This window comes from Ornithinibacillus sp. 4-3 (assembly GCF_040958695.1).
In the GTDB taxonomy this organism is placed as follows: Bacteria; Bacillota; Bacilli; order Bacillales; family Amphibacillaceae; genus CALAMD01.
In genome coordinates this window covers 1023287-1048489 of sequence record NZ_CP162599.1, presented here as the reverse complement: position 1 = coordinate 1048489, position 25203 = coordinate 1023287, and the positions used below count along the sequence as shown (strand labels likewise).

The following is a 25203-nucleotide window of genomic DNA, read 5'->3' as shown; positions in this document are numbered from 1 at the left end:
TACCCACTCCTTTTATGCTCGTTTATCTACTAATAAGCCGATATATTTCACTCTCACAGCATATTTATCAAGCATATTCTTTGGCGGGATTTCTTTAATAATTTCATTGGTTAAAGGATCAATAACCGCCACATAATATTCGTTTAACTCTTCATGATATTTAAATTGCAAACTTGAAAAAGTTTCATTACTGGAGTCTTTTGCTTTAATATCCAACTCATTCTTATTTTCTTTTGGATCTACATTTGCTTTATAGTAAACATCCTCTAGTACCTTTGTATTTGAATTATGTGCTTGTACAGAAAGAGATGTTTGGTAAAAAAATAGTTGTGTTGATGTATTCTCTATTTTCATGCCAATCCAACTCCCTACTCTTTTTCAATAATATCGACATAAGAAGATAAATGTTTAGGTTTTTGTATAAACTGTATAAAAAATTAACTTTCCTCATTATTTTTTAATAAGGATAGTACATCGACATTTACATTTGCTGCTTCATTATTCTGTTGAAGGATTTCGTTATAGATTTCCTTACGAAAAATTTCAACAGCTTGTGGAGCATTAATCCCAATTTTAATTTGGTCACCATCGATAGAAAGAATCTTCACTTCAATCTGATCTCCAATTTGGATAGCTTCCCCTTTTTTTCTTGTTAGTACAAGCATATTTATTCTCCTCCCTTTGGCAAAATAGGAGTTTTAGCTTCATATTGTTCCTTATTTAAAATAAATTGTTTTCCTGCTTTGCTTATAGGATTGATAACAACTGGTGCTTTTAAGTTCATTGTACTTGCCGTAAAAGGTTCTTTTAATGTAATAATTGCCCGAACCATTACTTCCTTTTCTGACTCTATCTGCAGAGCCGTTAAAATCTGCTCATCTAATTCAAATTGGTAATCTTGATAATAATGATATGGATCTGTAACAATAAATGCTAAATCCGGTGTTTGAATGGATTGTAAAAATTGAAATAACGGATTTCCTGGTAAATCTAATAAAATGAATTTTGTCTCTTCTAAGAATCCCGGAAGCCCTCCAGAAAAATGAATAATATTAGCTTCATCAATTTTCATTTCTCCTAAATACTTCGTTAAAACTATCATAAGTTTTGATGCTCCTTTTTCTTAAATTGAATCTGAAAATAAATTTACATAGTCAATTTGTAATTGATGATACTGTTTCATTTGGATCTCTATTGTACCCGGGTGATAGGTATATTCTGGTTTATGAGTGACCACATCAATTTTTGGTTGATTAGCGATGATTCCTGTTTGTACCCTTGCTGGCTCATAGTTAATTTTCACTGGGAAAGGTAATGGAGTGTAGTTTTGCCCAATTGACTTTGGCTGTCTATGACCATTTTCAATGGCTTGAGACACAATTGGATTACCATTATTTTCAATTTGCATTAATTCTTGTCCTTGTCTAGCAATTCTCTCCATACCCGCTAATACATCTTGGATAGCTTTTTGAGCAATCTTTTCATTTCTTCTCGTTATATTCATCAAATCCATTGCTTCCCAGGCTTGTGTTTGATCAATTGTCAATTTACCTGGTTCTGTATGGATAGAAATCTCTGCTTTTGGTTGTTCCATAGCTATTTCAGCTTTTGGCTGTGAAATCTCTAGCTTTGCAGATGTCTGTGTCATACTAATTTGAGCAAATTGTGATTCCATACGTATTTGAGGAAACTGCATTTTCAATCCCCCTATTAGTGCGTGTTCAAAAAGGGTGATAAAAAGGACCAAGAAATTCAAGGCGACATCATTTTTACGAACGGGCTTCCACAGGATGTGGTGACTTCTGTGTTGCCCACAGGACGTGGGCGGTTTTAACAGAAGTTCCTCTATGCTTTTAAATACGTGAGTATGGGAAAAATGATGTCAACGCAGAAATTCGACGTGTCATTTTTGTTGGACTTTTTGAACATCCCCTATTATATAAATGTTATAGCCCTGATATCCCAATCGGGCTCAGGGCTATAGAGATTGATTATCACCTTATCTTAGGAAGTCTATTAGCGTTGGTTGAATAATTCTTGAACCTGCTGATAAAGCAGCTCGATGTAAACTTTCTTGTGTGATTAAATTTGTAATTGCTTCTTCAAAATCAATATTTTCATTATCTGACATTGTCTTCGTCGCAATTATTTCTTGCTCTTTCACTCTATTTTCCACAAGCTCCATACGATTCATACGTGCCCCTAACTCTGCACGTGTATTCACAATACCATTCATCATTTCATTGATGTCTTCAATACTTTCATCAATATCACTAACTTCATCATTTCCAAGGGCATCAAGAGACTCGATGAAATTATCTAATTTATCAAAGAAATCTTGCCCAAAGACTTTAGAACCATCTACATTTACAGGAATAGATGTACCTTTAGAAACCTCAATTAAAATAGGGTTTGTATTATACTCAATGCTATCAATCTCTCCATTTGTCATGGAAATCGGTTTTTCATTTGTATTTGTTCCATTAAAAATATATTTTCCATTAACATTTGTATTAGCAATATCAACAAGATGTTCTTTTAATTGTTTTACCTCTTCCTTAATACTAATAAATTCTTCTTCATCATATGTTCCATTATTTGCTTGAACAGCCAGTTCATTTAAACGATGCATTGCCTGTGTTGCCTTATCTAATGCAGCATCCGAATTATCCATCCATGTATGTGTTTCACCAATATTGCGTTTGTATTGCTCAATTTCTGCTACTTGTGTACGGTGATTAATTCCCTTCATTGCTACTACAGGATCATCAGATGGACGACTGATTTTTTTCCCAGTATATAGCTGTGTGAAGTATTTATCCATTTTGTTTTGGCTATTCATTAAATTACGAAGCATATTATTAGAAAGCATTCCTTGTGTTACTCGCATTTATATGCACCTTACCTTCCTACTAATCCCATGCCATTAATGATTTTTTCTAAAATTTCATCTATTGCTGTTAAGCTTCTCGCTGCTGCGTTATAAGCATGCTGGAATTTTAATAAATTGACTAATTCTTCATCAATAGACACAGCGCTAACTGACATACGGCTTTCATCAATTTGTGAACGAAGTATCTCTGTATTTGTTTTCATCCGATTAGCTTCTCCAGCTCTTACCCCTAAATCTCCAATTATTGCTTCAAAAAAACCTCTCGGTGATTTTCCATCTAATCCAGTTAACTTTCCGTCAAACACCGCAGCTAATGCAAGAGCGTTTCTACCATTTCCCTGTACATCCTCTTCATCACTTGCTGCGATTAATTTATTATTATCAACAATCTCTTGACGGACAGCGATATTTTTAGCGGCATCCTTTACATCTGTTAAGTTCTCAAAGAAGTCCTCACCAGGTTCACCCTCTAAATCATAACCTAATCGATGCACACGATTAAATTCATTAATAAATTCAAAAGCCATTTGATCGAGTTGTTCAATCATTCCTGGATATTCGCCCTGAACTTCCCCATTATCCATATATCCATAAGATTCTATCAAACCTCTTAATGAGCCGATTGTGTCCATGAATGCTAAATCATCTAACTGATCAAAATCTTTAATTTTAATTGCTGAAACAGCATCTGGGTTCTGATTATCCGGTTCATATTCAATCGTGATAACATCATCGAAATGCCCTTCTGGATACTCTTTTGTTCCTTCCATTAAATAAACTGGTCCACCAGCTAAAGAAGCCCCTTTACTATCTACCAATTCAATAGTTATTAAGCCATCTGCAATATCTAGTGCACTCTCACTACTTTTTTCATAGGAAACGCGAATGTTCATCATTTGTGATAGTTCATCTACAAGTCGATCCCGTTCATCATACAAATCATTTGTTAAATATCCATGTGGTTCTACTTTCTTAATTTGTTCATTAAGACTGTGAATTTGGCGTAGTAAAGAGTTCGCATCTTCAGCAGTATGATCAATTTGGTTACGCAAATCATTTCTAATGGCATGTAAGCTCTCTGATAAATGGTTAAACGTCTGCGATACTGCAATTCCCCGTTGAGCAACAACAGATCTAGTTCCAGCGCTATCTGGATGAAGAGCTAAATCCTGCAAGGAATCCCAAAAATCATTCATTGTTTTTGATAATCCGCTATCTGATGGTTCATTCAATAATGCTTCCATACGGCTTAACGCTTGTGATTTTGTATCCCAATATCCTGCCCTACTTTGCTCAGCACGGTATTGAAAATCTAAAAATTTATCGCGAATACGTTGGATGGATCCTGTTTTAACTCCTGTACCGACTTGTCCAGGAATACTTGGTTGGTTTCGTCCTGGAGATGGAAATGGAGTGTTTGTTTGAAAGTTTACTCGTTGCCTTGTGTACCCCTCTGTATTGGCATTTGATATATTATGTCCTGTTGTGTATAGCGCAGACTGTTGAGCGTACAATGCCTGCTTTGCCATTTCTAAACCATGAAATGTACTCATGTATGTACCCCTTTATCATTTATGCTTTTGAATCAAAAACAGATCTATTATTACCTGTTTGTTGATTTCCATAATTAAAATTTTCAATTGTTGGATTTATCATATTTAAAGAGAATTGTACAAATTGCATAGACTGCTGTAATAAGGAATGATTCAATTGCTCTTGCTGTTTTAATTTCATCACTGCATTTGCTAATTGCACTGCTGCCTCTTCTAGCGCATTTCGTTCTTCTTCATCCTCTAAAACATTTAAAATATTTGTAATCGTTATTTCTTCGAGTGGTCTATCAGCTTGCCGATACCAACTTATAACTTCCTGCTGACGGTTGTTTTCAGCTTGCTCCAATAAGCGAATTAACTTTTGTTCTCGCACAAGCTGTTTTTGCAATTTTTCAACGGATCCTTCTTTAATAATCTCTGTTTTTTCTTCCGACAGCTTAATCATATCTTGATGAATTTCTATAAGTTGTTGAAGAACAGCGATAATGGATTGTGTAGACAAAATATTTTCTCCCCTCTAGAATTACCTCGACCAAAACTTAAGCATTTTTTTAGCTGTTTTTTGATAATCAATTTCGTACGATCCGGATTTTATCGAGCTTTTTATATTTTGAATATGGTTATCTCGTTCTTCAGTTTTTTGCTGATTCATCTGTAATTTTTTTGCCTCATTCGATATGTCTAATTTATCTTCCTTAGACACATGTTCTTTCGCTTGTTCTTTTTTTACCTGCATTTGATTTTGATATGCATGGATTTTAGAAAAATTAGGTCCCTGAATTTTCATTTCATCACCCCTATTTATCTTATTATCGGTATATATTCACTCTTTATAAAGCGTTTATTGCAATTTATTTTCTATCTCTATCTAATGTATAGTATGTGTTAATTCTTTCTCTCTCTTTTTCCATTGCCTTTTCTTCTAATTCATGTAAATAGACATCTTTAATAATTTTCTCTGAGCATTCTTGACATAAACGACCTGTTACAATTTTCGTTCCACATTTCTCACATGGATAAGACAGATTAGGGAACATCGTTGTACGAAGACGTTTATCCTTTACAAATTTTATAATTAATTTTTCCTCTACTCCAGTAGCTTCCACGATTTCCGAAATAGTTGCCTCTCGATTTTCTCTTCTTCTAATAAATTGGTAAACTACCTCAAAAGCCTTTTCTTCCTCCGCAAAGCACTTCGGACAAATATTTCTCGCGGTTTTAACAAATACTGCATTACAATTGTAACAATTTGCTAATTCTGCCATGTCCAATCCCACCTGCTCTTCCATATAATCTTTTTATTTCATTTTATATTTACCCTCTAATTAATGTATAGCTATAAACAACAGGACACCCATTCTTCTTCAATAATTCTGCTGCATGCCTTAAAGTTGTTCCTGTTGTATATATATCATCGACAATAACGACTGTTTTGTTTAATGGTTTTATTAGTGAGAATGGATTATCTCCTAGCATACGTTCAAGCCTAGACTTTTTAGCTTGCTTCTCTCGATGCTCCCTTGTTAATATATCTTCCACTTTCCATGGTAAAAAACTGGCTAGCATAAAGGCCTGATTAAATGCTCTTTCACGCTTTCGTTCTTCACTTAAAGGTATAGGTACAATGATTGCATCTTTAGGAAGCATTGAAAAATATTGTAAAAAATACTTTCTAAATATATCTCGAAAAATATTTCCTAGTTCATAATCTCCTTGATACTTCCATTTTACTATGATTTCTCGCATGAAATCATTATAAATATAAATGGATCGATTATATTTCAATGGATCTAGTTGTTCTTTATTTTTATAAATACTTTGCCAATGCAAACAATCTCCACATATTTTTGCATCTGTGGGTCTTCCACAAGCTTCACATATTTGCTCTTTAATGAAACTTAGCTTTTCTTGGCAATTCGTACATAATTCACTTTTCTTTTCACTAAAGAAAAGATTAACCCAATTCACTTCTTTTACCTGTTTTTCATGACAATATAAACAATTCACCTACATACCTCCCTTATTTAAGTCCTGCTCGTTTGTTCATTTGCTTAATCATTTGAATGGATCTTATAATGGCTTCTGTTTTTCCTGTATGCATAAATAATACTTCTCCAGTTGGATCTAGCGCACTTCTACCTGCTCGTCCAGCAATTTGCACTAGTGCCGCTTCATCAAAAACATCATGACCTGCATCAACCACCACTACATCAACAGACGGAAAGGTAACCCCTCTTTCTAAAATCGTTGTAGTCACAAGAATTTTCAACTTCTTCTCTCGAAATAGTTCAACCTTTGTTTTTCGATCATGATCACTAGCATGGACTGTTGTTAATTCTGATTTATCTTGAATTAATTGGTGCTGAAGAAAAAGCTCTGGCAGGAATTTTTGCCACTGATCGGCAATTTGAATTGTTGGAACAAATAGAAGTAACTGTCTATGAGGATTGTTTCTATGCTTTATCCATTTAAGTAAAGCTTTGGGCACTTGATTGGCTTGGATATCTTTTTTCAAGGAAAAACATGGAATAGACTGTGGAATTGGCAAAGCTTGTCCATGATAACGATTAGGGACAAAAACATGGGGCAATTTCTGTCTGGAGATTTTGATTTGATCAGAGGCTTTTGGAGTTGCGGTTAAATAAATCATTGTGCTGTTCGTCTTCAAGGCTCTACTTGTTACAAATGGTAAGGACGGATCATTCGTATAAGGAAAAGCATCCATTTCATCTAAAACGATGACATCAAATGCATGCTTAAATCGTAGGAGTTGGTGGGTTGTTGCAATGATAAGTTGACCTATTCCATCTCTTTCTTCACTGCCTCCATATAGGGCTTGGATTTCAGTCATTTGAAAGGCGGATTTAATTCGAGGATATAGCTCTCGGACGACATCAGCACGAGGAGTAGCAATACATACTCGCTGTCCTTTTGCTATAGCTTCAGCAATACCTGGAAATAACATTTCAGTTTTCCCTGCACCAGTTACCGCCCATACTAAGAGATCCTTTTCTTTCTGTAAAATCGCTTGTTTCACTCGATTAGCTGCAACCTGCTGTGCTTCTGTTAATTCACCTTTCCAAGTACATGGTTCTGCAATAATTGGCCAAGCAGGGGTATCTCCTGTCCATAAGTACAGAGGCTGACATGCTGATACACGCCCCATTGAAATACATTTACGACAATATAAATGAATATGCCCACAAAGCAAGCAATCTATCAGACCAAAGTATTTTATATCATGATTGCCACAACGTTGACATTGATTGGAAAAACGTTTTTGAAGAATGGATGGGAGCGTGCTAAAAGTAGAACTCTGAAGTAAAGTATGGAGGGTTTGATCATGTAAATCGATCTCCGAGCGAAGTAATAATTTTCCGGCATAAATTTTTGCAAGTTGTTCATAATTTAATTCTGCTTTCATAAGCCACCTTCTTTTTTTAGATTTTGCACGCCTATAACGGAGAAAATTAATCTGCTTAGAAATATAAAGCATTCATTTTTAGTATGAACATAGCTTTATATTTCTAGAGCAGACTCTACATCCTATTCTGTGTACCAAAGAATACCTAAAGCTCCTTCTCCTAAATGAGTGCCTAATACTGGACCAAAATAGCTTATCAATGTATTTATTTCTGGATGTTTTTGCTTAAATTCTATTTCTAAATTCAATGCAGCAGCTTCATTATTAGCATGAATAAATACAACTTCTTTTACTGTTTTAGTCTGTATATCTTCTTCTAGCAAATTCAAGATACGTTGAAGTGCTTTCTTTGTCGTTCGAATTTTTTCAAATGGAAGAATTTTGCCATCTACAATATGGAGGATTGGTTTAATTTTTAACAGGCTTCCAATAAATGCTTGTGCTCCACTTAAACGACCACCACGTTGTAAATGGGATAGATCATCAACCATAAAATAAGCATTTACTTTATCATGGAATTCATGAAGGTATTTCAAAATCTCTTCAGGTGTCTTATTTTGTTCAATTAATTTCGCTGCTTCTAGCACAAAAAAGCCTAACGCCATTGCACTGATTTTAGAATCAAAGGCATATAATTTAATTCCTTCTACCATTTCTCCTGCACTAATCACTGCATTGTATGTACCACTTAATTCGCTAGAAATATGAATGGAAATTACTGCATCATAATCCTTTGCCAGTTCTTCCAATTTCGTTACAGCATCTCCGACAGAAGGCTGTGAGGTTGTGGGTAGCTTTTCTGATTCTCTCACCTTTTGATAAAATTCCTCTGGTGAAATATCAACTTCTTCACGATATATTTCATCACCAAAAACAACGGCTAGTGGTACCGTATGGATATTATATTTTTCCACCAAATCTTTTGGTATATATGCTGTACTATCAGTCATTACTGCAATTTTCACTATTATCCCCTCCATTTACACGGCTTTATCTATCTCGCCTTAGTATTCTTTGAAAGGTAAAATCCCTACTAAATCAAGATAACTTATCTTGATATTACATGATACTAGAGAAAAAATCACCTGTTATTCTACTGTTAAATCTGTTTATTTAAGCATCTAGAATAATAGTTTTATGACTCTTAAAATAAAGGGCTTAACAATATAAAATTATTAAGAAAAAATCCTTCAAAAATTAGATATAAAAACTAATTTTTGAAGGATATATAATGTTTATAGACAAACATACACTTTAAGTTAAACCTCTACCCAACCATTTCGAATTGCAGTTACTACTGCCTGTGTTCGGTCATTCACTCGCATTTTCTGTAAAATATTACTAACATGGTTTTTAACCGTTTTTTCACTAATAAATAAATTATCTGAAATAGAACGGTTACTATTCCCTTCTGCTAGTAGCTGTAGTACCTGACATTCTCTTTTCGTTAAAATATGAAGTGGACGACTATATTCCACAGTTGCTAAAGAGTTAATCCCGTTTTGTGCTGCTAATTTACGATACTCTTCTACAATATTATGAGTAACCTTTGGATGAATATATGATCCACCCGCACTAACCACTTTAATTGCTACTATCAGAGAATCAGCATCCATTTCTTTTAACAGGTAACCTTTGGCACCTATTTTTAATGAATGTGTCACATAGCTTTCATCATCGTGAATAGAAAGAATAATAATATTTGTCTCTGGGAATTTCTCAACTAGCTTTGCAGTTGCATCAATTCCATTTATATCAGGCATGTTGATATCCATTAGCACTACATCTGGATTATATTGGCTAATTAATTGCTCCGCAACATTCCCATCGCCACCTTCAGCTACTACGCTGAACATTGGCTCAAAATCCAATATCCTTCTTACACCTTCTCTAAATAACTTGTGGTCATCAATTAGGACGATATCAATTGTCTTTTTAGGATTCATCTCTATTTTATCCTCCTACATCCATATTTCCTTGTATTTTTTCTTACTGGGTAATTTGTTTTTTACTATGATTATTTCTATCGATACTATTATTTTAAATAGTATTAGAATATGAATTCGTTTGCAACATTAGTGAGTTTTCTAGATAGGAATTAAGCGCATAGCAAATATTAATTTTCTCTTAATGCTTCTGCTTGATATGGAATTTTAATAAATACCTTTGTTCCCAATTTCTGTTTGGATTTAATTATTAATTCTCCATGAAGCATTTCAACTCTTTCCTTCATGCCCAAAATTCCAAATGAATTTTCTCGCTTACCCTCATCTATGTCAAAACCTTTACCATCATCTTGGATAGTAAGTTTTAAGAAATCATCATCAATTTCTAATTTCACTCTAATCTTCGTTGCTTCTGCATGCTTAATTGCGTTTTGAATTGATTCTTGAAATAATCTAAAAACAGCAATTTCATATTCTGATTTTAATCGGGCTTTCTTTCCTACGTGGGAAAATTCAATATTTAGTTGATGATGCTCTGCTGTATTCGAAACATATTTTCGAATCGTTGGAAGAAGTCCGAGATCATCTAATGCCATTGGACGTAAATCATAAATCATATGCCTTACTTCATATAAAGACGCTTGAACCATTTGGCGAACATTTTTCAGCTCTTTTACTGCAAGTTCCATTTCGCCTTGACGCGCCATACGTTCAACTAATTCAGAACGTAACATAATATTTGCAAGCATTTGTGCTGGTCCATCATGAATTTCTCGGGAAATTCTTCTTCTTTCCTCTTCCTGTGCATGAATAATTTGTAAACTAAACTCTTGCTTCTCTTTAGCTGTTTCAATAAGCTGATTAACATGTTTGAAATCATCTTGAAGGTAAGTGAGTACGACAGAAATTTTCCCTGTTAAACCTGTTGCTCGTTCAATTGTCTGCTCTAATATGATTAAACGTCTTTCTAAATAATCCCGTTTGTCACGCAAACTTTTTTCTCTTTGCCTTAGTGTGGTTAACTCCGTTTGTATCTGGAGTGTACTATCATATACTTTACGGACTTCTTCTTCTGAATATTGATCGTAAAATTTATTAACTCGGAGAAGGCGTTGACGTAATATTTGGACCCTACGTTCTAACTCGTCCCCTTGCTCAATAAACTTTGCAACATTTTTTTGCGTTTCTGCCAATTCAACTTGTAAATTTTTATACTCTTCAATTGATTCTTCACTAATATGGATGATTTCATTTTTACTATTTTCAACAACATCAATCATCTCGTCAATAATATGATCTAAAGTCTTTATATCAGCCATTTGCATCATCATCTCCAAATAACCTATGTTATAATATACGTTAGTGCTTGCGTTTTTCTTAGGGTCTTTTCCCTATTATTTTTAAACTACTCTATTATTATATTGTTGATTGTATGTGACAAATAAACTAAACAATCATTCCCTATATATATTAATAACATTTTACTACATAAAATCTATGAGGAGGATTTGATGTTACCTAGTTATTATACTGTCAAATCAAAAGGCTCAGATCAATTAATTATTCAAAAATCTAGATTTATTGGACATGTGAAACGCGTTGAAACAGAAGAAGACGCGATAGAATTTATTAACCAAATTAAGAAAAAGCATCATGATGCTACTCATAATTGCTCAGCCTATATAATTGGTGAGCATGATCAGATCCAAAAAGCAAATGATGATGGTGAACCTAGTGGAACAGCTGGTGTTCCAATGCTTGAAGTGTTAAAAAAACAACAATTAAAAGATACTGCTGTTGTCGTTACTAGGTACTATGGTGGGATTAAATTAGGTGCAGGTGGTTTAATCCGCGCATACGGATCAACGACTTCACAAGCAATTAAAGCAACAGGAATTGTTAAACGTCAATTAATGCAAGGTTTTTCTGTTAAAATCGATTATCCACTTTTAGGAAAATTAGAAAATGAACTGCGCCAATCAGCATATATAGTCGATCAAATTAATTATTTAGAGAATGTTGAATTTAATATTTATGCAAAAACAGGAGATGAAGAAATCTTTCAAGACTGGATGACTAATATGACAAGTGGCCAAGCAGAAATTAATGAAACAAATATGAAATATGTTGAAATAGATGTAGAATCCACAAAAGAGTCATAAAAGATGCTTAGCAATGAAGGAATTGTCAAGAAAACGTTTTTCTGACAATTCCTTCAACATTAACCTTTGTACTTTGACAATGCTGCTTCGTCTGCAATTACTGTTACATTATCATGTAAATGTAATACAGTAGCAGGAATAGAAGGATCTGCTTTTCCTTCAAGTACTTTTGCTAAAATCTCAGCTTTAGATTCCCCAGAAACAATAAATAGAATTTCCTTCGCATCCATAATTGTTCCTATACCCATTGAGATTGCTTTTGTTGGTACTTCATCAATCGAGTCAAAGAATCGTGCATTCGCATTACGAGTAGACTCTGTTAAATCATAGATAGCTGTTCTACTTTCAAAAGATGTTCCAGGTTCATTAAAAGCAATATGACCATTTGGACCCATTCCTAATAATTGAAGATCAATAGGTCCTTGTTCTTTAATTGCTTGCTCATAATCATGACATTCTTTTTCCAAATCTGCTACAACACCACTTGGAACATGTGCACGTTCTTTTGGCAAATCAATATGTTTAAATAGCTTTTCATTCATAAAATAATGATAGCTTTGATCATGGTCATTTGGCAGACCAATATATTCATCTAAATTAAAAGTTGTTGCATTTTTAAAAGATACTTTATTTTGCTTATACTGCCCAATCAGGCATTCATATAACCCTTCAGGAGTAGAACCCGTTGCTAAACCTAATACTGGATTAGCAATTGTTTGTAACTTTTGAACAAAAACTTCACAAGCTTTCTTACTTAACTCTTCATAGTCTTTTACTTTAATAATTTTCATTTTACCTCTCCTCCCTTATCCATTCATTCAGGTAAATGTGAAAATAAATAGACATGTTCTTATTACCCGTTCATACACATTGGATAAACATAATCTTATCTATTTTTTTAAACACCTCAATTTAAGGTGTAAAAAAGACTAGATAATTATCATTTATTTTTTTTCAAATAGCAAGTATGTAATAAAAATTGTCATGAAGTTTTTATGCTACTGAAATATTTATCAAGTAAAAAGCAGAAGGAATTCAATTGTCACCTTCTGCCTAAGTCATATTTAACGATTTTTTGTTTTGTCACTTTAAATTTATGAATGTTCCTGATTATTTCGCCAACGGTTAAATTCTAGAAACTCCTTAAATTGCTCTTTGGTTACACCTGAATCCATGGCTTCTTGAACTATTTGTAACCATTCATCATCTAATTCTTCCACATCGCTTATTCCATTTACACGCAATAATTCATTTGCTGGAACACCTAATACATTACTAACTTTTTCAATAAACTGGATCGATGGATTCGATTGTATATTACGCTCAATCGAACTCAAATATGACTTAGCTACATTTGCTTTCTCGGCAAGTTCAGAAATAGACATCTTCTTTTCTTTTCGTAATTTTTTGATTTTTTCACCGATCAAGTCCATTCACCCTCTTTCCTATCAAATTATAGCATATATTTGACAGGAGATTCTAGCATATTATTTCGTGTTTCGGATTAACTCACTACTATTTTTTAAAAATATTCGGACCTCTTTTGGAGTCAATCCTTTATTTTTAGCTTCCTTTATTAATTCCACCCAACCTAAATCATAAATTATGCTTTTTTGTTTTTTAGGTAACTTCATCCTATTCTCCCCTCTTCAAATCACCTGACCAAATTCGCTTTGATAGAGCGCTTACATTTTGAATGTAAATCTATTATACTAGAACATAGGAAGTATAAATTGACTAGTTTTGTCTACCATAGCCTTGTTTTGTAGAATTTATCAGAAACTCTTTGTCGAAACACATTTAAATGTATTAGTACTTTGTTCTTACGATATAGTATATATTCAAAAAGCCCGATAAAAAGAACTAGCATTGGTTAAGTTCTCCACGGCAACGTACTATTGAAGCTCCGATACTGGTACATCATGTGCGGCGAAAGTACAATGCGCTGCTAAACAGTAGGTTTAAAGAGGTTTCTCTCCATACGAAAGCAGGTCAACTCAAAAATTCAAAACATTATTTTAATAGGATTTTTGAACAACTTCTAATTATGAATTTTTTTCTACAAGCTTTTTTCAGTTCAACACTTTATGTGAGTCATGATATAATAAAGTAAGTATACGAGTATTTAGAAAATGAGGGGGTTTTTATGAGAAAGGGAATTTTCGCTTTCCTTATCATTGGTTTTATCTTTCTCTCCGCTTGTTCAAATGAGGGAGATAAACTGGATGAGCGGATTGGTACATATATTGATTTATGGAATAATGAACGTTTTTCAGAAATGTACCAAATGCTATCTAAAGATGCTTTAGAAGAATATCCAAGTGAAACATATGTTGATCGATATGAAAAAATATATAGTGATTTAAATATTAGCAACCTAGAAGTTTCATATAAAGAATTAGAAAAGAATGATTTGAAGAAAGCTGCTGAAGATGGAAAATTCACTTTTCCTATTTCCGTAAGTATGGAGAGCCTTGCTGGGCCAATTTCATTTAATTATGAAGTAACTGCTGTATTAGAAGGAGAAGATGAAAAGGATTGGTATATTAATTGGGATCCTGGTCTTATCTTTCCTGAAATCAAAAATGGCGGAAATATTAATATCAAGGTCTCCAAGCCGAAACGTGGAGAAATTCTAGACCGAAATAAAATGCCATTGGCGATGAATGACATGATTTATGAAATAGGAATCATTCCAGAAAAAATGGGTGATCAAAAAGAGCAAATCATTGAAAGTGTCTCTAAAGTCTTAGATATTCCTGCAGACACTATTAAAAGTAAACTAGAAGCTGATTGGGTAAAACCCGATTTATTTGTTCCATTAAAAAAAGTACCTAAAACAAATGAATCTCTCTTGGAGCAGCTCTGGAAGATTGATTCTGTAGCTGGTCAAGAAGTACTTGGCAGAATTTATCCATTAGGAAAAGCTGGCTCACATTTAGTTGGTTATGTTGGACCAATTACTGGTGAAGAATTAGAAAAACAAGAAGAAGGCACCTATTCCAGTGGGGACTTAATTGGAAAACGGGGTCTTGAAAGTCATTTCGAACGAAAATTAAAAGGAAAACAAGGTGTTAAAATCGTTGTTTCCGATGAAGGTAAAGAAGATATTGTTCTTGCTGAAATTCCGGTAGAAGATGGAGAAACCATTATTCTAACCATTGATGCAAATGTACAAGAAAAAATTTACGAAGCTTATGAAGAAGAAGGAGATGCAGGTACAGCAGCTGCTGTTGATCCTAAAACAGGAGAAACGATTGCTCTGGTCAGTAGTCCTGGGTTTAATCCAAATGATTTAGCATATGGTATCTCTGCAGAACAATGGAAAACGATTCAAGATGATCCGCAACTGCCTTTAATTAATCGTTTTTCTTCAACTTATGCTCCTGGTTCAGTAATTAAACCAATCTCTGCTTCTATTGGGTTAAAGGATGGCTCCCTTGATCCAACGGAAGGATTAACGATTGAAGGTTTACGTTGGGGGAAAGAAGGCTGGGGAGATTACACCATAAAACGTGTCTCTGCTACTGGTAGGCCTGTAGATTTAAGAGAAGCCCTATACCGTTCAGATAATATTTATTTTGCTATGCAAGCAATACGCACTGGTGCAAAGGCATTTGAAACGGGTCTCAAACAATTTGGTTTAGAGGAAGAGTTTCCGTTTGAATATCCTTTTCAAAAATCAACTATTTCTACAACAGGTAAGCTAGAAGATGAAGTACAGTTAGCGAACTCTAGCTATGGTCAAGCTGAAATAGAAATGAGCGCTCTTCATTTAGCTCTTGCCTACACAGCATTTTTAAATGAAGGGAATATGCTAAAACCAGTACTGCTTACATCAGAAGATATTGGACAAATTTGGCATAAAGATTTAGTAACTGCTGAAGAAGCTGAAATGATGCAAGATATATTGCGTGGAATTGTTACAGAAGGAACAGCATCAGCAGCTAATATTCCTGATTTCCCTATTTCTGGAAAGACAGGAACCGCTGAATTAAAGCTTACAGCTGACTCAACAGGTAGTGAAAATGGTTGGTTTGTTGGGTATCCTACAGAAAAGCAGAATTTAATCATTGCAATGGTGATTGAAAGTGTTCAAGATAAAGGAGCAAGTAGCTATACTGCTAAAAAAGTTGCCGAAATTTTACAAGATGTCACACCTTGATACGAATTTTAAGAACGAAAAAATATAAAAAATAAGGAATTCAGTTTTTCACTGAATTCCTTATTTTTTTGTCTAAGCTGCTTCCATTACACTAAACAGTATCTAATTTGCTAGTTAATTCATAAAATAATTCCTCATCACGGTTATCTAAAGACTTATCAATTAAATTTTTTAAGTTCATCTGTTCTAATTCTCGAATAAGTATTTTACTTTCTTCCTTCAGCTCCGATTCATTCATGTAATTTGTACTCTGATTGAACGCTTCAACGATAAAAAACAATTGTATGAGGAAATCTGGCAACGAAACTAACTCAGACATTCTAATGCTTATAATGTCTTTTCCTTTCTGAAATGCGAAGTTTGCATTTGTATTTACAATCTGTTTTGTTCTTCGATCGATCTTAATTTCATTCGATTCAATTGGTACGAAATGATATAATTGGTCATTTATAAGTAATGAAAAATATTGATAGGCTAATTTAATACGAACATATTGAGCATCTGATTTAATATAATAAGGCTTTAATAACTTTACCGTTACCATTCTCAGCACCTCCAAACGCTATTGTTCTTCACCTAATTAAAAATAACATACCCTTATTTCCATTTATAAAACATTCATTTTTAATATTCTGTCAATTAATATTATTTTACAATGAAATATCTTTATGTGCAAGTAACCTCACTCATCGTTTAGCTCTTATTTATCTGGATAGCTAATTACCCTTTAATCAAAGCAAGCAATTTCTGAAAATCTGATTCATTAACTGTATCATCATAATTATATTCTTTTTCAAAACTTCGATAATATGCACAAGCTTGTTTGATTAGCTCCACTCCTTGAAGCATATAATCCTTATACTCTTTTGTTACTATAGTAATTTCTTCTTCATACTTTTCATCTGTACCAGGTGTAATCATTTCTGTGTATAAATCAATAATATGTTCCCCAGTACGCTTAGGCTCAAATGCATGAGGATCTGTACTATCTAACATACATAATTGAAGCTCTGGAATACGAATCATATCTACACTATTTGGATCAAAGCTACAGCGATATTCTTCTACAGGAATTCCATTTTTTAAACAAGCATCCATTATTTTACGCATAAAATATGACTTTCCTGTCCCTGCTCTTCCTTTTATATGAAAAACATTCGGAATTCCTTCTATTAAATTTGGAACGTCAGTAACCATTCCATCTCCAGTTGTTGTACCAAAAAATCTTTTTGGTGTATCTATAATAGCCTCTTTTTCTTTTGTTTTTGGAATATACTGTTCAATAAATTGTGTAATTAACGCATTCCCTTTTACTACATCCATTTCCTGAATATAAATAGCCTCTAAATCATCATGCACACGTAAACCTCTAGAAAAGCTTTGATATGCTTCTTCATACAGCTCGTTCATTGTCTCATATACCTTTTCATTTACACTTACATCTTCTTCTATTTTAAAAATATGCTTTCTATCTGCAGGCAAGCAGTCAATTCGATCAGAAATAATTGCTAAAGAACAATCTCGAATAATGATTCCATCTATAAATGGGTTCCCTAAATCACTACGCAATATTTCCAGTGAATATTCTTCTTGATATATATTAATCAATTTTTTTAACCATGCTGTTTTTACACCTGCGGATGGGTGAGAAATAATAATCACCTTAGTAATATCTTTTACATTTGAAGCTAAATGATTTATAAAACCTTCTGCAGTATTTCCCGTTACATAATAATAAATTTTTTTCTTCAAGCATACACATCCTTTGTCACATCGTTACCTTAATTTATGAAAAGGAAAAGCATTTGGTGATTCGCAATAGCGCCTACTTTCCATTCTGAAACAAACATTTTTCATACCTTTCTTATCTCCCGCAAAAAAATAACTAAGCACATATCCCCCACTGCTGAAACGCAAGTGTAAAATAAACGCTTAGTTCATTAATTGATTTTTATAGATAAAGCTCACTCATTTTATCCAACTTGATTTTCCTTTTTCAAACCGCGATCAAAAATAGCTGTAGTAATGAAAGGAAGAAATAGGATTCCAACAAGGATATAGAATAATAATTGGATGTTGAAATAATCAACGATGAAACCTCCAAGTAATGGACCAGTCATCCTTCCAGCTGCTCCTACACTATTTACGATGCCTTGATAAAAGCCAATTTTCCCTTTTGGTGCTAATCGATAAGCTAAAGCAGGAATAGCCGGCCAAATCAGCATTTCACCAATTGTAATAATAATCATTGCCACAGCAAACATCGTAAAATCTTTTGCGAATAGAGCAACTAATACAGACAAAATAAAGATCGAATGTCCTATATATAGATGAACCTTCTCTGATTTTACTACATTCGTTATCCACTTAATTAGTGGTTGCCCAACTACAATTAAAAATCCATTGATAGCCCATAGTATACTGTATTGCTCTAACGGAATTCCTATATCCTGTGTATATGCGGCAATTGTTGAACCCCATTGTGCATAAGTCATTGTAACAACAAAGAAGCCAATACATAAAATTAACAAAGCAATAAATGGTGCGCGTTCTTCAATCTTACTTCGTTGTTCAATTACATTTGTATTCATTTGTGGATCACTCTTTTGATCCATTACTTTAAATGTAAAAATAACAATTCCTAGGAAAGCAATAAAAAACAATACATTTGCTATAAAAATATATTGGAAGGAAATACTCGCAATCAAGCCGCCAAAGGTTGCACCTAGTGCTACTCCTAAATTATTCCCAACATATAACGCGTTAAAAGAGCGTCTGCCTCCTTCTGGCCATACTGAGCCTGCTAAAGCAAACATAATAGGCCAAGTGATTCCTGAGCCAAAATTAATAAAAATTAAACATAATGCAAATGGAAGAATGTCATTATAAAATATTAGAACTGTAGATGCAGAAAGGACAATTCCCGCTCCATATAACAATGTTTTATAAGCGCTGTATTTATCAAAAAGTGTACCACCAATTAAATTACCAACAATCGATGCAGCATTACTAAACATTAAAATCAATCCAGCAAATGCCAAGCTTTTTCCTAAATGATTATGCATATAAATCGTAATCAACGGCCATAAGAAAGAAGCTCCTGTTGTATTTACTACCATTGCAGTTACTAATATCCAAATATTTTTGGGCATGGCTCTCATCTCACTTTACTATCAATCTTTGCCTTAGTGAGGAGTTCTTCTATGTGAACACCTATGTTTAAAGGCTTAATTCTTCATTTAAATGATGTTTTTACATAGATGTTCATTATGAAAATGCATATGCTCATATTATTTTACTTTATTCATCCACAATCCAAAAAATATAATAATTAAAAGTGGTAGACCCAATGTAATAATGAACAGCCAAATCCCACTATAATTTATACCATGCGCTGCTTGCACCATATCCCAGGCAATATAAGCAAATAACACCATCGCAAAAAAATTGATAACTGCCATCATTAAGCGAGCAATGGGATAAATGCGTGGAGCATTTTCCTCTGTGACCTTAACCATGTAATTAAAGGTATGTGGTGCCTTACTAAGAAAATACATTGGTAAGAAAATAAAGACAGAAATAATAGGCATGATTAAAATCGTTGCTTTATTTCCCCAGCTATCTGGCTCCCCATTTATGTTGAAATGAACGGGCACTTCGTCAGGCAAAGAACTAAAGGACACACTTACATAAATAAAGGAACCAATAATAAGCAATAATGATAATAAATGGAGGATCTTCTCCATCTTCGTTGCTGGCACCTCAATTTTTGGATGGTTTTTCAAATATCTCAACTCCTTCATATCATACAATGTTTTACAGAAAGTGTATAATTTGGAATTCCGGCATCCCCAAATTGCGTGTATGTATAGATAATGTCACTGATTAATCCAATACATATTTATTCCGACCGGCAAATAAACCAAATATATACATCACACCAACATTACAAATTAAAACAATAAGCGGAATCTCCCATGTCTGTGTGATATCAAATAATAAACCGATCGCAAATGGACCAACTGCCGCTAAAAGATAACCAATAGATTGTGCCATCCCTGATAACTCAGCAGCATCTGTCGAAGTTCTTGCTCGTAAACCAAGAAAAGTTAATGCTAATGCAAAATTTCCACTTAGAGATATTCCAATCAAAGTAATACAAATAATTAGCATCCAAGTAGAACTACCTAGCCATAATCCAGTGAAACCTGAAATCATCATGATACTTAAAACAGTTACAAGCAATCGTTGAGAGGCAAATTTCCCCGCAATAATTGGTACAATGAAACTAGCTGGTAAGCCGATAAATTGTGCAAGAGATACAAACCAACCAGCTGTAACTAAACTCACTCCATAATCTGTTAGGATTTCTGGTAACCAAGAGATAGTTACATAGAACATGGTGGATTGTAATCCCATAAATAAGGCAATTTGCCATGCTAGTGGAGATTTCCACATCCCCCCTTTTGAACTTGGAGTGATATAGCGCATCTCTACTTTTTCTTTACTCTTTTTATGCTTGTCCAAATAAATCCATACAACAATTGCAATAATTGCCGGTAAGCCCCAAACAAGTAATGCTACTTGCCACCCCATCTGGAAATCTACTGCAAATGGAATACTTAAACCAGAAGCTGATGCGGCAAAAACAGACATCATAGTAGAATATACACCTGTCATCAATGCTACCTTCAGTGGATATTTTTCTTTAATGAAACCAGGAAGAAGTACATTACAAATAGCAATTCCTAACCCTACTAAAAAAGTTCCAAAAAACAAAAAAACGATCCAAGATATAGAACGGACACCGATTCCAATTACTAAAAAGAATAAACCAACTAAAATTGCTCTTTCATTAGATAATCGTCTTCCAAGTGTTGGTGCAATTGGTGAAATAAGTGCAAACGCTAATAATGGTAAACTTGTTAATAAACCTGCACCCCAGCTGGCCAGACTTAAATCTTCTCGAATCATCCCGAAAAGAGGTCCAACAGATGTTATTCCAGGACGTAAGTTAAATGATACGAAGACAATTCCTATTATAATCATGATGTTATATAAACGATTCTGTTCTTGTTTAGCTTCTTCTAAACCCATTTTCAAGCCTCCTCTCTTCCTGGTGATTATCAGCTAAAAGTATAACAAAAGCAAGCTTGATTAGCTACCAAACAAGATGAGTCACAAGACTATTTAGCTTGCAAACATTTGTTCTAGAATTTACTCGTCAAACGATTGATATTTTGATAGGCTAAGAATGGAACAAAAACAGATAGGAGAAGCATACATATGAAAAAATTCTTTTTTTTCCTACTTATTCTCTTACTAGTAGGATGCGGGAATATGAATACAATATTTCCTGCAAATGAAGAAAATAAGCAAATTGAATTAACTACTGATTTAACGGTGCATTACATTGATGCTGGACAAGCAGATGCAACACTTTTCCAATATAAACATGAGGATACATATTATCATATTCTTTATGATGCTGGTGATTGGAATAAAAATGATGTTGTTACTTATTTGCAAAATCAACAAATAGAGTTGATTGATTTAGTAATTATAAGTCATCCACATGCCGATCATATTGGTCAGCTCCCAGGTATTATGGAAGCATTTGATGTTGGAGAGGTTTGGATGTCTGGAAACACAGTAGAATCAGGAGTTTTTATTAATTCATTAGAAGCAGTTACAGAAAGCGATACTGATTATTATGAGCCACGCGCAGGTGAAGCATTTCAAATTGGTCCAATGGAAATAGAAGTATTACATCCGACAGAATTAACAGGTGGATTAAATGAGGATTCCATTTCTGTTCGCTTTACTTATGGAGAGATTTCCTTCTTGTTCACAGGTGATGCTTATAAAAAGCAAGAACTAATGATGATAGACAATAATAAAACGGTAAAAGCAAATTTCCTGCATCTAGGGCATCATGGCTCTAACACATCTACATCACCAGATTTTCTTAAGGTTGTTGATCCAGAGGTAGCTATTTATAGTGCTGGTCAAGATAATTCCTATGGACATCCACATATGGAAGTCATTCAGCAAATTCACGAAGCTGGAATTATTTTATATGGAACAGATATGGATGGAACAATTATCGTCTCTACGGATGGAAAAGAATATGCAATAGACACAATAGAAACAAAAGCAAATGTAAATAAAAAGCCAGAGACAAAACCTAAAGAAGAAATATGTATTGATATTAATCAAGCAAGCCCTAAACAATTACAAGAAATTATTCATATTGGTGAAGGAAGAGCAGAAGCTATAATTGAATCTAGACCTTATAAAAGCTTAGACGAATTAATGAAAATAAACGGAATTAGCGAAGGACGATTAAAGGATATTGAAGAACAAGGATTAGCTTGTGTAGGAGGGTAAAACATGAAAGGATTTATTGATCGTTTTATCGGGAATGAGAAAGCTGTTATTTTAATTGAAGAACTAGGAAAAGAAATTCACCTCCCCCTCTCTTCGCTTCCAAATGGTTGCGGAATAGGTTCTTGGGTTACTTTAGCAAAACAGAATGGAATATATGAAATTACTGAAATAGATCATAAAATGACAATAATACAGAAGGAAAAAGTTGATCATTTGACGAAAAAACTTGAAATGAAAAAGAAAAAAAGTAAATTTCGTAAATAACAGGTGACAAAATAACAGTTTGTACTTATAATTAAATTATAATAATTATAAGTAGAGGTGATTCAAATGACAAAAGAAAACAGAAATCCAAAAACGATTCATGTTGATTACGAAGAGAAAATGTCACTTGTAAACGCTGCTACATTTTTAGATAGTATTGCTAACAAATTAAAAAACGAAAAAAAGTTTATCTTAACACATAATGGTCAAGACCATGAAGTCGTTCCTTCTGACAACGTCACATTAGAAATCAAACTTGAAGAAAGAAATGGCAAGCATAAACTCGAGCTAGAACTTGAATGGCGTGAGGCTGATTCTAGCAAAGATTCATCTATCCAGATTGGTTAAACATCTTATTCCGGAAATTTATAGGACTGTGAACATCCTTTATTTGATACTCGATGTTCAAGCTAACTTCCTATTAATTTCCGGTTTTTTTATCTAACATTTTTCTTTTTCAAAAAATAATTCCTACTTTTTTACTCTGAATTAGCCGGAAATACAAATTTTCTGTTACAATATAAAAATAGCTTGCAGCTAGAGCCATGCCAACAACATTTAAGGGGAGTTTAGTAAAAAATGAATAAAGTATTAAAGTCCAGTTTTTTAGCAATTATCTTAATATTAATTCTTATCGGTTGTAATTCTGCAACAGATAACGACACAACATCAAATGAAGATGCAGAAGAAGAAAATAACGCATCACCAGATGAGCAAGGTTTAAGACAAGATTTACATATTGCCTATTCTGCACAGCCACCAACTCTGGATCCATATTTAACGACAGCAGTTATTACTTCAGATGTAATGCGGGGAGTGTATGAAACTTTAATCACTGTAAATGAAGATTATGAGTTTCAACCTATGCTCGCTGAATCATATGACTTAAGTGAAGATGGAACAGAAATTACTTTTACCTTAAGACAAGGTGTCCTTTTCCATAATGGACAAGAAATGACAGCAGATGATGTGGTTGCATCTATGAATCGTTGGAAGGAATTCTCTAACCGTGCCGGCGCATTCCAAGAAGCTACTTTTGAAAAAATAGATGATTATACGGTTCTCTTAACTTTAGAGGAACCTATTTCTACTGCATTAAGCGTGCTTGCAGGAATGTTAGGTTCTTATGCTGCCATTATGCCAAAAGATATTATTGATGGTGCAACTGAGTTAGGTGTTCAAGAATATATTGGAACAGGTCCTTTTCAGTTTGATGAGTGGAAACAAGATAGTTATATCAAAGTGACTAAGTTTGATGACTACCAGCCACTTGAAGCGGAGCCAAGTGGCTCAGCAGGAAGAAAAGAAGCACTTGTTGAAGAAGTTTATTTCTATTTCGTCACAGATCCATCTACACGAGTAGCAGGAATTTTATCAGGTGAATACGATATTATTCACCCAACTCCATATGACCAAGCAGAGATACTTGAAGATAATCCAGAGATTGAAAACTATACAATTCCAGGTAGCACACTTGTATTTATCATGAATAAAAACATGGAAGTATTTAAAGACGTAAGAGTTCGTGAGGCAGTTAGACTTGCCTTTGATGAAGATGCAATTATGCAAAGTGCTTCAGCAGATGAGCAATACTACGAGCTTAATCATAACTTAGTCAAACCACATTTAACAAATCGTTTTGATACAGAAATTGGAAAAGCAGAGATGGAAGCATATGACCCTGAAGCAGCGAAACAACAATTAGAAGACCTTGGTGTTGCTGGAGAAGAGTTAATTATCATTACGACACGTGATTATGAAGAACAGTACAATGCTTCGCTTGTTGCTCAACAACAGCTAGAGGCAGTTGGCTTTAAAGTATCATTAGAAGTATATGATTGGCCTACATTAATTGATAAAACATATGAGGAAACAGGATATCATATTAATATCATGAGCTGGGGAGCTCAACCGGAACCAACTGCTTATGGATTTTTAAATCGCGGGCAAGATTCTGGTTGGTTGGATGATCAAGAATTCTATGATTTAATTGATGATTTCAGAAGACAACCTTCTCTTGATGAAACAGATGATGCTTATGATGCGATTATGCAATGGATGACAGATCATGTCCCATTATTGAAGCTTGGAGACACATATCGTGTATTTTCCGCATCCAAAAAAGTTAATAATCTCCAATTCCAGGATGGAATAAACATTTGGAATTTAACTGTTTCAGAATAATGAATAGTAGTACAGAACCGGAGAATTGGTTTTGTACTACTTTTTTATTTTAAATCATTTTATCTGACGAAATTTCAATTTTCTTCAAAACACCCTGTTTTTTTATCATTTTCATTAATAATAAATTCAGAAAATATTGACCTCATGCCCTTCGTTGCTTATACTTAAAAATAACTAATTTGGGGGTGAGAAAGAAAATAACAACCACGAATAGTAACATAA

At 33.9% G+C, this 25203-nt stretch carries 28 protein-coding genes; 6 read left to right on the top strand and 22 right to left on the bottom strand.

Annotated elements, in window-relative coordinates; translation table 11 throughout:
* Window positions 1-12 precede the first annotated feature (12 nt).
* The 14 genes from AB4Y30_RS05125 to AB4Y30_RS05060 all read right to left on the bottom strand — a co-directional run bounded on the left by AB4Y30_RS05125 (window position 13) and on the right by AB4Y30_RS05060 (window position 11135).
* Window positions 13-354 (bottom strand): flagellar protein FlaG, encoded by a 342-nt coding sequence (locus AB4Y30_RS05125; RefSeq protein WP_368654415.1) that lies wholly within the window; start codon window positions 352-354, stop codon window positions 13-15.
* 83 nt (window positions 355-437) lie between these two features.
* A complete protein-coding gene (csrA, locus tag AB4Y30_RS05120; protein WP_368654414.1) occupies window positions 438-665 on the bottom strand; it encodes a carbon storage regulator CsrA in 228 nt (75 codons plus the stop codon).
* A gap of 2 nt (window positions 666-667) precedes the next feature.
* The gene (gene fliW / locus AB4Y30_RS05115; RefSeq protein WP_368654413.1) at window positions 668-1102 is read right to left on the bottom strand and encodes a flagellar assembly protein FliW; all 435 of its coding nucleotides are present in this window, start codon (window positions 1100-1102) and stop codon (window positions 668-670) included.
* Between the two features lie 21 nt (window positions 1103-1123).
* Window positions 1124-1696: a DUF6470 family protein gene (locus AB4Y30_RS05110; RefSeq protein ID WP_368654412.1), complete on the bottom strand. Its 573-nt coding sequence runs from the start codon at window positions 1694-1696 to the stop codon at window positions 1124-1126.
* Window positions 1697-1999: 303 nt separating this feature from the next.
* The gene (gene flgL / locus AB4Y30_RS05105; protein WP_368654411.1) at window positions 2000-2890 is read right to left on the bottom strand and encodes a flagellar hook-associated protein FlgL; all 891 of its coding nucleotides are present in this window, start codon (window positions 2888-2890) and stop codon (window positions 2000-2002) included.
* An 11-nt stretch (window positions 2891-2901) separates the two neighbouring features.
* Window positions 2902-4446: a flagellar hook-associated protein FlgK gene (gene flgK / locus AB4Y30_RS05100; protein WP_368654410.1), complete on the bottom strand. Its 1545-nt coding sequence runs from the start codon at window positions 4444-4446 to the stop codon at window positions 2902-2904.
* Between the two features lie 19 nt (window positions 4447-4465).
* A complete protein-coding gene (locus AB4Y30_RS05095) occupies window positions 4466-4948 on the bottom strand; it encodes a flagellar protein FlgN (RefSeq protein WP_368654409.1) in 483 nt (160 codons plus the stop codon).
* A gap of 21 nt (window positions 4949-4969) precedes the next feature.
* Window positions 4970-5233 (bottom strand): flagellar biosynthesis anti-sigma factor FlgM, encoded by a 264-nt coding sequence (flgM, locus tag AB4Y30_RS05090; RefSeq protein WP_368654408.1) that lies wholly within the window; start codon window positions 5231-5233, stop codon window positions 4970-4972.
* Window positions 5234-5297: 64 nt separating this feature from the next.
* Complete coding sequence (locus tag AB4Y30_RS05085) at window positions 5298-5711, bottom strand: TIGR03826 family flagellar region protein (protein ID WP_368654407.1); 414 nt, start codon at window positions 5709-5711, stop codon at window positions 5298-5300.
* Between the two features lie 49 nt (window positions 5712-5760).
* Window positions 5761-6453, bottom strand: a complete 693-nt coding sequence (locus AB4Y30_RS05080; RefSeq protein ID WP_368654406.1) for a ComF family protein — start codon at window positions 6451-6453, stop codon at window positions 5761-5763.
* A 13-nt stretch (window positions 6454-6466) separates the two neighbouring features.
* The gene (locus AB4Y30_RS05075; protein WP_368654405.1) at window positions 6467-7870 is read right to left on the bottom strand and encodes a DEAD/DEAH box helicase; all 1404 of its coding nucleotides are present in this window, start codon (window positions 7868-7870) and stop codon (window positions 6467-6469) included.
* A gap of 122 nt (window positions 7871-7992) precedes the next feature.
* Window positions 7993-8835 carry a DegV family protein gene (locus AB4Y30_RS05070; RefSeq protein WP_368654404.1) on the bottom strand — a complete coding sequence of 281 codons (843 nt, stop codon included), beginning with the start codon at window positions 8833-8835 and terminating at the stop codon, window positions 7993-7995.
* 294 nt (window positions 8836-9129) lie between these two features.
* Entirely contained in the window at window positions 9130-9816 is a 687-nt protein-coding gene (locus AB4Y30_RS05065) for a response regulator (RefSeq protein WP_368654403.1), read from the bottom strand.
* Window positions 9817-9986: 170 nt separating this feature from the next.
* Complete coding sequence (locus AB4Y30_RS05060; RefSeq protein WP_368654402.1) at window positions 9987-11135, bottom strand: sensor histidine kinase; 1149 nt, start codon at window positions 11133-11135, stop codon at window positions 9987-9989.
* A gap of 192 nt (window positions 11136-11327) precedes the next feature.
* On the opposite strand from AB4Y30_RS05060, the gene AB4Y30_RS05055 reads away from it, so the two are divergent.
* Window positions 11328-11978, top strand: coding sequence for a YigZ family protein (locus tag AB4Y30_RS05055; RefSeq protein ID WP_368654401.1), 651 nt, complete (start codon window positions 11328-11330; stop codon window positions 11976-11978).
* Window positions 11979-12037: 59 nt separating this feature from the next.
* On the opposite strand, the gene nagB is transcribed toward AB4Y30_RS05055, so the two are convergent.
* The 3 genes from nagB to AB4Y30_RS05040 all read right to left on the bottom strand — a co-directional run bounded on the left by nagB (window position 12038) and on the right by AB4Y30_RS05040 (window position 13612).
* Window positions 12038-12769 (bottom strand): glucosamine-6-phosphate deaminase, encoded by a 732-nt coding sequence (nagB, locus tag AB4Y30_RS05050; protein WP_368654400.1) that lies wholly within the window; start codon window positions 12767-12769, stop codon window positions 12038-12040.
* A gap of 303 nt (window positions 12770-13072) precedes the next feature.
* Window positions 13073-13405, bottom strand: a complete 333-nt coding sequence (locus tag AB4Y30_RS05045) for a helix-turn-helix domain-containing protein (protein ID WP_368655173.1) — start codon at window positions 13403-13405, stop codon at window positions 13073-13075.
* A 60-nt stretch (window positions 13406-13465) separates the two neighbouring features.
* Window positions 13466-13612, bottom strand: coding sequence for an anti-repressor SinI family protein (locus AB4Y30_RS05040; protein WP_368654399.1), 147 nt, complete (start codon window positions 13610-13612; stop codon window positions 13466-13468).
* 512 nt (window positions 13613-14124) lie between these two features.
* On the opposite strand from AB4Y30_RS05040, the gene AB4Y30_RS05035 reads away from it, so the two are divergent.
* Entirely contained in the window at window positions 14125-16143 is a 2019-nt protein-coding gene (locus AB4Y30_RS05035) for a penicillin-binding transpeptidase domain-containing protein (RefSeq protein WP_368654398.1), read from the top strand.
* A gap of 91 nt (window positions 16144-16234) precedes the next feature.
* Here AB4Y30_RS05035 and AB4Y30_RS05030 read toward each other — a convergent pair whose 3' ends face one another.
* The 5 genes from AB4Y30_RS05030 to AB4Y30_RS05010 form a co-directional block, all read right to left on the bottom strand.
* Window positions 16235-16687, bottom strand: coding sequence for an IDEAL domain-containing protein (locus tag AB4Y30_RS05030; RefSeq protein WP_368654397.1), 453 nt, complete (start codon window positions 16685-16687; stop codon window positions 16235-16237).
* Between the two features lie 176 nt (window positions 16688-16863).
* Complete coding sequence (locus tag AB4Y30_RS05025; protein ID WP_368654396.1) at window positions 16864-17895, bottom strand: hypothetical protein; 1032 nt, start codon at window positions 17893-17895, stop codon at window positions 16864-16866.
* 221 nt (window positions 17896-18116) lie between these two features.
* A complete protein-coding gene (locus tag AB4Y30_RS05020) occupies window positions 18117-19295 on the bottom strand; it encodes an MDR family MFS transporter (protein ID WP_368654395.1) in 1179 nt (392 codons plus the stop codon).
* A gap of 138 nt (window positions 19296-19433) precedes the next feature.
* Window positions 19434-19928, bottom strand: coding sequence for a DUF1648 domain-containing protein (locus AB4Y30_RS05015; RefSeq protein WP_368654394.1), 495 nt, complete (start codon window positions 19926-19928; stop codon window positions 19434-19436).
* 100 nt (window positions 19929-20028) lie between these two features.
* On the bottom strand, window positions 20029-21240 hold the full coding sequence (locus AB4Y30_RS05010) for a CynX/NimT family MFS transporter (protein WP_368654393.1): 1212 nt from the start codon (window positions 21238-21240) through the stop codon (window positions 20029-20031).
* A 243-nt stretch (window positions 21241-21483) separates the two neighbouring features.
* Between AB4Y30_RS05010 and AB4Y30_RS05005 the strand changes: the two genes are divergently transcribed.
* The 4 genes from AB4Y30_RS05005 to AB4Y30_RS04990 all read left to right on the top strand — a co-directional run bounded on the left by AB4Y30_RS05005 (window position 21484) and on the right by AB4Y30_RS04990 (window position 24981).
* A complete protein-coding gene (locus AB4Y30_RS05005; RefSeq protein WP_368654392.1) occupies window positions 21484-22533 on the top strand; it encodes an MBL fold metallo-hydrolase in 1050 nt (349 codons plus the stop codon).
* 3 nt (window positions 22534-22536) lie between these two features.
* Window positions 22537-22797 (top strand): DUF3006 family protein, encoded by a 261-nt coding sequence (locus AB4Y30_RS05000; RefSeq protein ID WP_368654391.1) that lies wholly within the window; start codon window positions 22537-22539, stop codon window positions 22795-22797.
* 66 nt (window positions 22798-22863) lie between these two features.
* The gene (locus AB4Y30_RS04995) at window positions 22864-23145 is read left to right on the top strand and encodes an amphi-Trp domain-containing protein (protein WP_368654390.1); all 282 of its coding nucleotides are present in this window, start codon (window positions 22864-22866) and stop codon (window positions 23143-23145) included.
* A gap of 231 nt (window positions 23146-23376) precedes the next feature.
* Window positions 23377-24981: an ABC transporter substrate-binding protein gene (locus tag AB4Y30_RS04990; protein ID WP_368654389.1), complete on the top strand. Its 1605-nt coding sequence runs from the start codon at window positions 23377-23379 to the stop codon at window positions 24979-24981.
* Window positions 24982-25203: the final 222 nt, after the last annotated feature.

What these genes read in the sequence shown, in the direction of transcription:
- AB4Y30_RS05060 (WP_368654402.1), bottom strand. Translation starts at nt 11,135, where the DNA reads ATGGCTGATATAAAGACTTTAGATCATATTATTGACGAGATGATTGAT.
- AB4Y30_RS05035 (WP_368654398.1), top strand. Translation starts at nt 14,125, where the DNA reads ATGAGAAAGGGAATTTTCGCTTTCCTTATCATTGGTTTTATCTTTCTC.
- AB4Y30_RS05125 (WP_368654415.1), bottom strand. Translation starts at nt 354, where the DNA reads ATGAAAATAGAGAATACATCAACACAACTATTTTTTTACCAAACATCT.
- AB4Y30_RS04995 (WP_368654390.1), top strand. Translation starts at nt 22,864, where the DNA reads ATGACAAAAGAAAACAGAAATCCAAAAACGATTCATGTTGATTACGAA.
- flgK (WP_368654410.1), bottom strand. Translation starts at nt 4,446, where the DNA reads ATGAGTACATTTCATGGTTTAGAAATGGCAAAGCAGGCATTGTACGCT.
- fliW (WP_368654413.1), bottom strand. Translation starts at nt 1,102, where the DNA reads ATGATAGTTTTAACGAAGTATTTAGGAGAAATGAAAATTGATGAAGCT.
- AB4Y30_RS05010 (WP_368654393.1), bottom strand. Translation starts at nt 21,240, where the DNA reads ATGGGTTTAGAAGAAGCTAAACAAGAACAGAATCGTTTATATAACATC.
- AB4Y30_RS05065 (WP_368654403.1), bottom strand. Translation starts at nt 9,816, where the DNA reads ATGAATCCTAAAAAGACAATTGATATCGTCCTAATTGATGACCACAAG.
- AB4Y30_RS05110 (WP_368654412.1), bottom strand. Translation starts at nt 1,696, where the DNA reads ATGCAGTTTCCTCAAATACGTATGGAATCACAATTTGCTCAAATTAGT.
- AB4Y30_RS05005 (WP_368654392.1), top strand. Translation starts at nt 21,484, where the DNA reads ATGAATACAATATTTCCTGCAAATGAAGAAAATAAGCAAATTGAATTA.
- nagB (WP_368654400.1), bottom strand. Translation starts at nt 12,769, where the DNA reads ATGAAAATTATTAAAGTAAAAGACTATGAAGAGTTAAGTAAGAAAGCT.
- AB4Y30_RS05030 (WP_368654397.1), bottom strand. Translation starts at nt 16,687, where the DNA reads ATGGTAACGGTAAAGTTATTAAAGCCTTATTATATTAAATCAGATGCT.
- AB4Y30_RS05075 (WP_368654405.1), bottom strand. Translation starts at nt 7,870, where the DNA reads ATGAAAGCAGAATTAAATTATGAACAACTTGCAAAAATTTATGCCGGA.
- flgM (WP_368654408.1), bottom strand. Translation starts at nt 5,233, where the DNA reads ATGAAAATTCAGGGACCTAATTTTTCTAAAATCCATGCATATCAAAAT.
- csrA (WP_368654414.1), bottom strand. Translation starts at nt 665, where the DNA reads ATGCTTGTACTAACAAGAAAAAAAGGGGAAGCTATCCAAATTGGAGAT.
- AB4Y30_RS05085 (WP_368654407.1), bottom strand. Translation starts at nt 5,711, where the DNA reads ATGGCAGAATTAGCAAATTGTTACAATTGTAATGCAGTATTTGTTAAA.
- AB4Y30_RS05040 (WP_368654399.1), bottom strand. Translation starts at nt 13,612, where the DNA reads ATGAAGTTACCTAAAAAACAAAAAAGCATAATTTATGATTTAGGTTGG.
- flgL (WP_368654411.1), bottom strand. Translation starts at nt 2,890, where the DNA reads ATGCGAGTAACACAAGGAATGCTTTCTAATAATATGCTTCGTAATTTA.
- AB4Y30_RS05020 (WP_368654395.1), bottom strand. Translation starts at nt 19,295, where the DNA reads ATGCCCAAAAATATTTGGATATTAGTAACTGCAATGGTAGTAAATACA.
- AB4Y30_RS05055 (WP_368654401.1), top strand. Translation starts at nt 11,328, where the DNA reads ATGTTACCTAGTTATTATACTGTCAAATCAAAAGGCTCAGATCAATTA.
- AB4Y30_RS05000 (WP_368654391.1), top strand. Translation starts at nt 22,537, where the DNA reads ATGAAAGGATTTATTGATCGTTTTATCGGGAATGAGAAAGCTGTTATT.
- AB4Y30_RS04990 (WP_368654389.1), top strand. Translation starts at nt 23,377, where the DNA reads ATGAATAAAGTATTAAAGTCCAGTTTTTTAGCAATTATCTTAATATTA.